The sequence below is a fragment of the Bacillota bacterium genome (genome assembly GCA_024655925.1).
Lineage (GTDB): Bacteria > Bacillota > DTU025 > DTU025 > JANLFS01 > JANLFS01.
Genome location: JANLFS010000022.1, coordinates 30,851 through 33,104, shown reverse-complemented (window position 1 = coordinate 33,104; position 2,254 = coordinate 30,851). Strand labels below are relative to the sequence as shown.

The following is a 2,254-nucleotide window of genomic DNA, read 5'->3' as shown; positions in this document are numbered from 1 at the left end:
TGGGGTCTCTCTTCTTCATTGACCCCATACTTACCTACCTAAACTTTACGCTACCGCCACTGAGTTGAGTGTTGACTCACCCAGATGAGGAAACGAATCATACTTCAGACGCATTTTTACCTGACGCAATTAGCACGTTCCGGCCAGTCAAGAGGGTCGGGGTTCCTCTTTCCAGTGATGTAGTCGATATCCACTGCGACTACACACGTCCGCTCCGTCTCGCTTGAATCGCACGAGGCGGCGAACTCCCGCCCTGGCGCGAATCTGGCGCAAAGTGCCCGAAGGGCGTGGTTCCTCTCTTCGTTGGAAGTCACTATCCTGGCGTTCCCGAACGCGACGACACTCTCGTAGTAGGTGGTGTACCTCTCCGGGTCCACCCGCGCCCTGGGGACGGCGGACACGCATACCTTCGGGTTAGCTCGGATGTTATCGATCTTGTGGCCCTCCCAGGCACAATGGAGGTAGACGACGCCCCCGACGACCACGTGGTTCACGGGGGTGATGAGTGGGACGGAGTCACCCCCACAGGTCGCAAGGAAACAGTAATCAGCCTTCGCGAGAAGGGCCATACTCTCCGCGGAGTCGGGGATGGCCCGGTCCTTTCGCCTCATATCGCGCACCTGATCTCCTCCTATTGCACTACGGCGTTTATGGGCTCATAGAGGTCTCTCGAGATCAACTCCCTCACTCTCGAACCGTCCGCTTCGGTGTAGGTCCTCCATACTTCCACCCGATATCCAGGGGCGCCTGGGGAGGCGAGCCTCCGCGCGTCCGGGCTCGGGGGCCGGGTAGACCTGCCCGCCGCATCGGGCGGCGCCATCGGCCTAGGGGGGATGATCTCGACAACCTCCGCGCTGACCTCGATCTCCGGACTTGGCGGGCGTCCTTCGAACACCACCACAAGCCTTGGCCCTTTAAGCGAGCACCTGATCACAACCGGGCCGTCTCTGGTGTTCACCCACCTCAGATCAAGCGTGCCCCAGGCCACGGTGGCATCGAGGCCGGGAGCGGTATATTGCACAGGCCTGGAGTGGGGATGCCTCTCCGTGATCGACATACCCGCAAGCAAGGCGGCATGGTACACTGTCGACGACAGCTGGCATATCCCTCCCGCCACTCCGGCCTCGCTCCTGCCATCCGCAATGACCCTGGCGGGCAGGTAGCCCTGGTCGAATCCTCTCTCGCCCACCGCGCGGTTGAAGGAGAACTCCTCCCCCGGCCCTATGGTGATCCCGTCTATGAGGCTCGCCGCTTTTGCGATGTTGTGGTTGCGGTTCGCCTCATCGGGGCCCAGGGGGGTGGTGGCTGAGGAGAGCCTCACCGATTCGGAACCGCCCGGGCTTGCCCAGTCCCGCTGCTCAGCGTGGGCCGGCCCGAGCGCCTGCGCGAGGCTCATTTCGGCTCCCCGGGCCATGCCTGGCGCGGCCACCGGGCCTGCCGCCGTCAACCCCAAGAGCGTGAGCCAAGTCAACGCGGCCCAGACGCCCCGAGCTTTCATTGCCCTCGCCCCACCTTGATGACCGTGCTTTCTCCCCTGGCCGCAAGATCCGGATAGTACATGGACCACGCCCGAGTGGGCATCACCAGATACTCGCCTTCGTGTTCGGGAGTCATCAAGTACTCGAAGCTCCACGCGCCCCGGGCCGGAAGAGCGTGCGCGAACACCGCCACCCGGTTGTCGCGGACTTCGCGCCTGCCGTACCAGTAATTCCAGGAGTAGCGATCGCCCGGATCCTCCCTCACTTCGAAGCCTGACGGGACCGGATCCTCGAACGCCATGTATTCCATGGCGGAACGAGGGCGCACCGTCACGCGGACGAGGATCTCCTCCCCCACGTTGACTTGTCCGTCCAGCGGCGTAAGCCGATATTGCCCGTTCTCCGATGCGGCGGCCGCGCGGTCTACCCGGAAGTACTCCCTCGTGATCTCGGCCGAACCCGTCCGCGCCTCGATCTTCTTGGCTTCGACATGCCAGGATGCAGACATCGAGTAGTAGACAGGCCCCGAGGATGCGGAGATCTTGACGGTGTTCAATCCCGAGGCGATCAGATCTGGCTCAATCTCTATCGTTTTCGCCTCTCCAAGCTTCGATGCCCCGGCGAATTCGACCTTGCCCGCCTGCTTTCCGTTTACGTGCACGGTCACTGTTCTATCAGGCCCTTCGCGCTGCCCCGTCGCCTTCAGGTACTCAATGAACGCTAAGACCGCCGCGGCCGAGTCTCGGGTGGATCGCCACACCGCGCCGGACCGAGTT

Annotated in this window: 3 protein-coding genes; all 3 read right to left on the bottom strand. The window is 62.8% G+C overall.

Annotated elements, in window-relative coordinates; all coding sequences use genetic code 11:
* Window positions 1-116: 116 nt before the first annotated feature.
* Window positions 117-611, bottom strand: a complete 495-nt coding sequence (locus tag NUW23_05160; GenBank protein MCR4425566.1) for a pyridoxamine 5'-phosphate oxidase family protein — start codon at window positions 609-611, stop codon at window positions 117-119.
* A 20-nt stretch (window positions 612-631) separates the two neighbouring features.
* Window positions 632-1,498 carry a VanW family protein gene (locus NUW23_05155; GenBank protein MCR4425565.1) on the bottom strand — a complete coding sequence of 289 codons (867 nt, stop codon included), beginning with the start codon at window positions 1,496-1,498 and terminating at the stop codon, window positions 632-634.
* Window positions 1,495-2,254 (bottom strand): hypothetical protein (locus NUW23_05150; protein MCR4425564.1); only part of this gene is annotated, 760 nt, incomplete at its 5' end. The genes NUW23_05150 and NUW23_05155, both read right to left, overlap by 4 nt.